At 64.8% G+C, this 8,492-nt stretch carries 3 protein-coding genes and 3 rRNA genes; 3 read left to right on the forward strand and 3 right to left on the reverse strand.

Annotation, left to right across the window (positions count from 1 at the left end):
- The first annotated feature begins 138 nt into the window (after positions 1-138).
- The 3 genes from SACPADRAFT_RS0222785 (at position 139) to SACPADRAFT_RS0222795 (ending at position 2,859) form a co-directional block, all read left to right on the forward strand.
- Positions 139-591 (forward strand): flavodoxin family protein, encoded by a 453-nt coding sequence (locus SACPADRAFT_RS0222785; protein ID WP_007025027.1) that lies wholly within the window; start codon positions 139-141, stop codon positions 589-591.
- A gap of 61 nt (positions 592-652) precedes the next feature.
- Positions 653-1,351 (forward strand): LppX_LprAFG lipoprotein, encoded by a 699-nt coding sequence (locus SACPADRAFT_RS0222790; RefSeq protein ID WP_007025026.1) that lies wholly within the window; start codon positions 653-655, stop codon positions 1,349-1,351.
- On the forward strand, positions 1,348-2,859 hold the full coding sequence (locus SACPADRAFT_RS0222795) for an MFS transporter (RefSeq protein WP_007025025.1): 1,512 nt from the start codon (positions 1,348-1,350) through the stop codon (positions 2,857-2,859). The genes SACPADRAFT_RS0222790 and SACPADRAFT_RS0222795 overlap by 4 nt, the downstream gene beginning before the upstream one ends.
- A gap of 205 nt (positions 2,860-3,064) precedes the next feature.
- Here SACPADRAFT_RS0222795 and rrf read toward each other — a convergent pair.
- The 3 genes from rrf to SACPADRAFT_RS0222810 all read right to left on the reverse strand — a co-directional run bounded on the left by rrf (position 3,065) and on the right by SACPADRAFT_RS0222810 (position 8,135).
- A 5S ribosomal RNA gene (rrf, locus tag SACPADRAFT_RS0222800) occupies positions 3,065-3,181 on the reverse strand.
- Positions 3,182-3,262: 81 nt separating this feature from the next.
- Positions 3,263-6,385: ribosomal RNA gene (locus SACPADRAFT_RS0222805) — 23S ribosomal RNA — on the reverse strand.
- A 227-nt stretch (positions 6,386-6,612) separates the two neighbouring features.
- Positions 6,613-8,135: ribosomal RNA gene (locus SACPADRAFT_RS0222810) — 16S ribosomal RNA — on the reverse strand.
- The 16S, 23S and 5S rRNA genes sit together here, the layout of an rRNA operon.
- Positions 8,136-8,492: the final 357 nt, after the last annotated feature.

The raw sequence follows: 8,492 nt of genomic DNA on the forward strand, positions 1-8,492 counted from the left end.
CCCTCCGCCACGCCGTGGGCGCACTGCTGCGGGACCGGACCGGGGCCTGACACGGCCGGACACGGTGTCGAGCACCACCCGGTGCCGCGCGCCCGGCACGCTTGCGGCACGCCCACCGCGCGGGCACCCTGAGCCACCGTGCCCACGTTGCTGATCGTCCACCACACCCCGTCCCCGCACACCCAGGCCCTGTTGGAGGCCGTCGTGTCCGGGGCCACCGACCCCGAGATCACCGGCGTCGACGTCGTCCGCAGGCCCGCACTCGCGGCCACGGCACCGGACGTGCTCGACGCCGACGGCTACCTGCTCGGCACCCCGGCGAACCTCGGCTACATGTCCGGCGCGTTGAAGCATTTCTTCGACACCGTCTACTACCCGTGTCTGGATGCGACCCGGAAACGGCCGTTCGGCTACTGGGTGCACGGCAACGAGGGCACCGAAGGGGCGCAGAAGGCCGTCGACACGGTCACCACCGGCCTCGGCTGGGAACAGGCCGCGCCCGCGGTCGTGGTGCGCGGCGAACCGGGCCGGGACGACCTCTCCGCCTGCTGGGAACTCGGCGCGACCGTGGCGGCGGGCCTCATGCCCTGACCACGGCGGCCGCGCCGGGTCACCACCCCGGCACGCCCCGGGCGCACCTTACGATCCCCGCATGGGTTTCCGCCGTATCCGCGCCCGCCACGCCCTCGTCGGCGTGGTCGCGCTGACCGCCGCCGCCACGACGGCATGCTCGTCCGACGACCGGGCCCCGGCCGAGGATCTGCCCGCCGCCCCCGCCCTCGTCGACGAGGCCGCGGAAGCGGCCCGGGGCATCGACAGCGCCCACGTGACGCTCGACGTCGAGGGCTCCCTGCCGGGCGTCCCCGTGCGCAGCATCGAGGGGGACCTCACCGGGGAGGGCGAGGCCGTGGGCACCGGCACGCTGGAACAGGCCGGCCAGCTCGTCGAGGTCGAGTTCGTGCTCACCGCCGACACGCTGTACCTGAAGGGCCCCACCGGGCAGCACCAGGAGATCCCGGCCGCGTTCGCCTCCTCGGTGTACGACCCGTCCGCGATCCTCGACCCCGAGGGCGGGATCGCCGGTCTGCTGACCGACCTGCGTCGACCGCGGACGTTGGCGGCGGAGGAGGTCTCCGGCACCCCGGCGTACAAGCTCGGCGGCACGCTACCCCCGGAGACGCTGTCCGGGCTGTTGCCCGGGGTCGACTCCGGCGCCGACGTGACCTTCTGGGTGCGCAGTGACGACAGCCGGATGCCGGTGCGGGCCTCGGCCGAGTTCGACGGCGGCGCCACCGTCGACATCACGCTGTCCGGGGTGAACGAACCGGTGACCGTGGAAGCGCCCGCATGACCGGCACGCTGACCACGCGCGGCGGTCGTTCCGTGGCGATCGGCGCGGGCGGGCTGGCCGTGCTGCTGGGCGCGCTGGACACCTACGTCGTCGTCGGCCTGTTCCGGCAGATCATGGACGATCTGCAGATCCCGGTGAACCGGCTGGAACGGCTCACCCCGGTGGTGACCGGGTACCTGCTCGGCTACGTCGCCGCGATGCCGGTGCTCGGGCAGGCCTCCGACCGCTTCGGGCGCAGGCGGCTGCTCCAGCTCTGCCTCGGCGGCCTCGTCCTCGGCTCGGCGGTCACCGCGGCGGCGCCGTCCGTGCCCGTGCTCGTCGCGGGCCGGGTCGTCCTGGGTGTGGCCGGGGGTGCGCTGCTCCCGGTGACGATGGCTCTGGCCGCCGACCTGTGGGCCGAGCACCGGCGCGCCGCCGTGCTCGGCGCCGTCGGGGCCGCCCAGGAACTCGGCAGCGTCCTCGGGCCCGTCTACGGCATCGCGCTCGCCGCCGTCGCGGGCTGGCGCGGGGTGTTCTGGGTGAACATCCCGCTGGCGTTGCTCGCCATGCTCGCGGTGCACCTGTCCGTGCCCGCCCGGCGTGCCGAGGGCGGAACCTCCCCGGTGGACCTGCGGGGCGGAGCCCTGCTCGCGGGGACGCTCGGGCTCACCGTGGTGGGGCTGTACAACCCGGAACCGGCCGAGCAGGTTCTGCCGGACTGGGGCGTGCCGGCGCTCGTGGGCGCCGTGCTCGCGGGGACGCTGTTCGTCGTCCACCAGTCCCGCGCCCGCCTCCCGCTGATCGACACCGCACGGGTGCCGATGCGGCCGTTCCTGGCGGCGCTGGGTGCGAGCCTCGCCGCGGGCGCGGCGCTGATGGTCACGCTCGTCGACGTCGACCTGTTCGCCCAGACGCTGCTCGGCTACGACGACCACGGCGCCGTTCTGCTGCTGCTGCGGTTCCTCGTCGCACTGCCGATCGGCGCGCTGCTCGGCGGCGCGCTGGCCTCCCGGCTCGGCGAACGCGGTGTCTCCGTCTGCGGCCTGCTGCTGGCCGCCGGGGGCTTCGGCCTGATGTCCACGTGGACCGCGGACGTCCTGTCCGCGGCGTACCGGCTGGGGCCGGTGCCACTGCCCAAGGCGGACGTCGACCTGGCGCTCGTCGGTTTCGGCCTCGGCCTGGTCATCGCCCCGATCTCCGCGGTCGTCCTCCGGCTCACCCCGCCCGAACAGCACGGCATCGCCTCGGCCGGCGTGGTCGTGGCCCGGATGACGGGAATGCTCGTCGGGATCGCCGCCCTGTCCGCGTGGGGCATGCACCGGTTCCACAGCCTCACCGCGACGCTGGACGTGCCCCTGCGCATCCTGTTCGACTCCGACGAGCAGTTCCGCAGCGCGATGGACGACTACACCGCCGCGCTCCGCGAGGCCATGGTCACCCAGTACACGGAGATCTTCGCGATCACCGGGGTCGTGTGCCTCGCCGGCGCCGTCTGCGCCGCGCTCCTCGGCGGCACCCGCACTCGCTGATCCGGTCGGTCCGCGGGGCCTCCGGGCCGGGCGCCCTGCGGACCGACCCCTCACCTCCCTGTCCGACGCTGCGATGGCCGCAGAAGACGCTGCGATGCCCGGAGAACAGAAACGGGATTCCGGGCGGTGCCGCGACGGCGACACATTTTCCGGACATGAAAAAGGCCGGAGCGTGTGCGACGCTCCGGCCTTTTTCCGGTTAAGTGTTCGGCGGTGTCCTACTCTCCCACACCCGGGCGGGTGCAGTACCATCGGCGCTGGTGGGCTTAGCTTCCGGGTTCGGAATGGGACCGGGCGTGTCCCCACCGCTGTAACCACCGAACAACCCTCCGAAACAGTCACCCCGCGGGTGTGTCCCAGGGTGTGGTGTTTCAGAGTTGCAGAGTGGGTGCGTAGCATGTTTGTGGTCAAGCCCTCGGCCGATTAGTACCAGTCCACTCGAGAACACATTGCTGTGCGTCCATGTCTGGCCTATCAACCCCATGTTCTGTAGGGGGCCTTACCCACTCGAGGGTGGTGGGAGACCTCATCTGGGAACGGGCTTCCCGCTTAGATGCCTTCAGCGGTTATCCTTTCCGAACGTGGCCAACCAGCCGTGCCCCTGGCGGGACAACTGGCACACCAGAGGTTCGTCCGTCCCGGTCCTCTCGTACTAGGGACAGCCTTCCGCAGGTCTCCAACGCGCGCGGCGGATAGGGACCGAACTGTCTCACGACGTTCTAAACCCAGCTCGCGTGCCGCTTTAATGGGCGAACAGCCCAACCCTTGGGACCTACTCCGGCCCCAGGATGCGACGAGCCGACATCGAGGTGCCAAACCATGCCGTCGATATGGACTCTTGGGCAAGATCAGCCTGTTATCCCCGGGGTACCTTTTATCCGTTGAGCGACACCCCTTCCACCAGGAAGTGCCGGATCACTAGTCCCTGCTTTCGCACCTGCTCGACCCGTCGGTCTCACAGTCAAGCTCCCTTGTGCACTTACACTCGACACCTGATTGCCAACCAGGCTGAGGGAACCTTTGGGCGCCTCCGTTACTCTTTGGGAGGCAACCGCCCCAGTTAAACTACCCACCAGGCACTGTCCCTGAACCGGGTCACGGTCCGAGGTTCAGGTTCCCAATCCGGCCAGAGTGGTATTTCAACAACGACTCCGCGACCACTGGCGTGGCCACATCCCAGTCTCCCACCTATCCTACACAAGCCGAACCGAAAACCAATACCAAGCTGTAGTAAAGGTCCCGGGGTCTTTCCGTCCTGCCGCGCGAAACGAGCATCTTTACTCGTAGTGCAATTTCGCCGGGGCTGTGGTTGAGACAGCCGGAAAGTCGTTACGCCATTCGTGCAGGTCGGAACTTACCCGACAAGGAATTTCGCTACCTTAGGATGGTTATAGTTACCACCGCCGTTTACTGGCGCTTAAATTCTCCGCTTCACCCCACAAGGGGTTAACGGGTCCTCTTAACGTTCCAGCACCGGGCAGGCGTCAGTCCATATACCTCGACTTACGTCTTCGCATGGACCTGTGTTTTTAGTAAACAGTCGCTTTCCGCTGGTCTCTGCGGCCCCAACACCCTAGCCCGCGCGGGGCTTCAGGTGCCGTGGCCCCCCTTCTCCCGAAGTTACGGGGGCAATTTGCCGAATTCCTTAACCACAGTTCACCCGCTCGCCTCGGTATTCTCTACCTGACCACCTGTGTCGGTTTGGGGTACGGGCCGCATGCGCACTCGCTAGAGGCTTTTCTCGGCAGTGGAGGATCACCCTGCTTCGCCTCAACGGCTATGCCTCGCGCCTCACCCTGATGGCCGGCGGATTTGCCTGCCGGCCGGGCCACACGCTTACACCAGTATCACCACTGACTGGCGGGGCTACCTTCCTGCGTCACCCCCTCGCTTGGCTACTACAGGATCAGGTCCCACGCACCCCACCACCGGGCCTCCGAAGAGACCACGCCGGCGGGTGGGTGGTTAGTCTCACCTGCCTCACCAGGGACGCGCACACGCGGGTACGGGAATATCAACCCGTTGTCCATCGACTACGCCTGTCGGCCTCGCCTTAGGTCCCGACTTACCCTGGGCGGAACAACCTGGCCCAGGAACCCTTGGTCATCCGGCGGCGCAGATTCTCACTGCGCTTTCGCTACTCATGCCTGCATTCTCACTCCCACACCCTCCACGACTGAGTCACCTCGCCGCTTCCCCGGATGCGGGACGCTCCCCTACCCACCCACACGACTGCACACCACCCCCGAAGGAGCAGCGCGGATCGACTGTGTGAGTGACACAGCTTCGGCGGTGTGCTTGAGCCCCGCTACATTATCGGCGCAGAACCACTTGACCAGTGAGCTATTACGCACTCTTTCAAGGATGGCTGCTTCTAAGCCAACCTCCTGGTTGTCTCTGCGACTCCACATCCTTTCCCACTGAGCACACACTTAGGGGCCTTAGCTGGTGTTCTGGGCTGTTTCCCTCTCGACGGACGGAGCTTGTCCCCCGCCGTCTCACTGCCGCGCTCTCACCCACCCGTATTCGGAGTTTGGTTGACTTCGGTAAGCCGGTAAGCCCCCTCGGCCATCCAGTAGCTCTACCCCAGGCGGGAAACACACGACGCTGCACCTAAATGCATTTCGGGGAGAACCAGCTATCACGGAGTTTGATTGGCCTTTCACCCCTACCCACAGCTCATCCCCCAGGTTTTCAACCCTGGTGGGTTCGGGCCTCCACCCGGTCTTACCCGGGCTTCACCCTGGCCATGGGTAGATCACTCCGCTTCGGGTCTAGACCACGCGACTCACACGCCCTCTTCAGACTCGCTTTCGCTCCGGCTCCCCCACCACGGGTTAACCTCGCCACGCAGCACTAACTCGCAGGCTCATTCTTCAAAAGGCACGCCATCACCCGAAGGCTCTGACGGCTTGCAGGCACACGGTTTCAGGTACTCTTTCACTCCCCTCCCGGGGTACTTTTCATCTTTCCCTCACGGTACTCGTGCACTATCGGTCACCAGGAAGTATTTAGGCTTACCGGGTGGTCCCGGCCGATTCACAGCAGACTCCACGGACCCACTGCTACTCGGGAACATCCGCCAGACACAGCCATGCGACTTTCGCGTACGGGACTCTCACCCACTCCGGCCACGCATCCCAACGTGTTCCGCTAGCCACACACCACGCCCCCGGGGCGGTCAGACCCCGGACACGGACACCCCACAACACCGCACACACAACACCTGACCATTCTCACCATGTGCACGGTTTAGCCTCCTCCGCTTTCGCTCGCCACTACTCACGGAATCACGGTTGTTTTCTCTTCCTACGGGTACTGAGATGTTTCACTTCCCCGCGTTCCCTCCACACACCCTATACATTCAGGTGCGGGTGACACCCCATCACGGGTGCCGGGTTTCCCCATTCGGACATCCTCGGATCACAGCTCGGTTGACAGCTCCCCGAGGCTTATCGCAGCCTCCCACGTCCTTCATCGGCCCCTGATGCCCAGACATCCACCATGTGCCCTACACAACTTGACCACAAAGATGCTCGCACCCACTCTGCAATTCTCAAACACCACACCCAAGACACACACCCGAGGTGCTGCCTCAGACACCCAACAGTGCACCAGCGACCACCACACCCGACCCGGCAACCACCCGGCCGGCGGGCACCAGCATCCCCCTTACCACCACGGCAGGAACCGGACACCAACGCCACCAGTAGAGGTTCACAAATAGACTCCAACGAGCCGAAGGCTCCTTAGAAAGGAGGTGATCCAGCCGCACCTTCCGGTACGGCTACCTTGTTACGACTTCGTCCCAATCGCCAGTCCCACCTTCGACCACTCCCCCCGCGAACGGTTGGGCCGTGGGCTTCGGGTGTTACCGACTTTCATGACGTGACGGGCGGTGTGTACAAGGCCCGGGAACGTATTCACCGCAGCGTTGCTGATCTGCGATTACTAGCGACTCCGACTTCACGCAGTCGAGTTGCAGACTACGATCCGAACTGAGACCGGCTTTAAGGGATTCGCTCCACCTCACGGTCTCGCCACCCTCTGTACCGGCCATTGTAGCATGTGTGAAGCCCTGGACATAAGGGGCATGATGACTTGACGTCATCCCCACCTTCCTCCGAGTTGACCCCGGCAGTCTCCCACGAGTCCCCGGCATAACCCGCTGGCAACATGGGACAAGGGTTGCGCTCGTTGCGGGACTTAACCCAACATCTCACGACACGAGCTGACGACAGCCATGCACCACCTGTGCACCAGCCACAAGGGAAACCCCATCTCTGAGGCGATCCGGTGCATGTCAAGCCCAGGTAAGGTTCTTCGCGTTGCATCGAATTAATCCACATGCTCCGCCGCTTGTGCGGGCCCCCGTCAATTCCTTTGAGTTTTAGCCTTGCGGCCGTACTCCCCAGGCGGGGCGCTTAATGCGTTAGCTACGGCACGGGACACGTGAACAGCGTCCCACACCTAGCGCCCAACGTTTACGGCGTGGACTACCAGGGTATCTAATCCTGTTCGCTCCCCACGCTTTCGCTCCTCAGCGTCAGTATCGGCCCAGAGACCCGCCTTCGCCACCGGTGTTCCTCCTGATATCTGCGCATTCCACCGCTACACCAGGAATTCCAGTCTCCCCTGCCGAACTCAAGTGATGCCCGTATCCACCGCACGCCCACGGTTAAGCCGCAGGTTTTCACGGCAGACGTGACACACCGCCTACGAGCTCTTTACGCCCAATAATTCCGGACAACGCTCGCACCCTACGTATTACCGCGGCTGCTGGCACGTAGTTAGCCGGTGCTTCTTCTCCCGGTACCGTCACTGTGACGCTTCGTCCCGGGCGAAAGAGGTTTACAACCCGAAGGCCGTCATCCCTCACGCGGCGTCGCTGCATCAGGCTTCCGCCCATTGTGCAATATTCCCCACTGCTGCCTCCCGTAGGAGTCTGGGCCGTGTCTCAGTCCCAGTGTGGCCGGTCACCCTCTCAGGCCGGCTACCCGTCGTCGCCTTGGTAGGCCATCACCCCACCAACAAGCTGATAGGCCGCGGGCTCATCCCGTACCGCCGAAGCTTTCCACACCACCCCATGCGAGACAGTGTCCTATCCGGTATTAGACCCCGTTTCCAGGGCTTATCCCAGAGTACAGGGCAGATTGCCCACGTGTTACTCACCCGTTCGCCACTCATCCACCACCGAAGCGGCTTCAGCGTTCGACTTGCATGTGTTAAGCACGCCGCCAGCGTTCGTCCTGAGCCAGGATCAAACTCTCCAACAATGAACAGTAAAATCCGAGACCCACATGTCTCAAAGAAACCCACAAAAAAGGGGCAAACCCCACCCACCAAAACAGGTGAGGCATCAAAGCTCTACTAGCTGACAATCACTAGCGCACTGTTGAGTTCTCAAACAACACCACAAGATGTTTTCTCGGTTTTTCCCTCCGAGCGACACCCACCCTAACAACAACCCCGGAAGGCTCTTTCAAGGGGGGTGACCACTCACCCGGAGCGAGGAACACCCACTCTACCACAACCATGGGAGCTTGGTTCATGTTCCCCCACCGAGTAACCCGAACTCCCCCTCTCGGAGGGCCCGTCCGGTCTCCCCGGCGACGAAGTAAACACTACACACC

Origin of the sequence: Saccharomonospora iraqiensis subsp. paurometabolica YIM 90007 (genome assembly GCF_000231035.2) — a bacterium.
Lineage (GTDB): Bacteria > Actinomycetota > Actinomycetes > Mycobacteriales > Pseudonocardiaceae > Saccharomonospora > Saccharomonospora paurometabolica.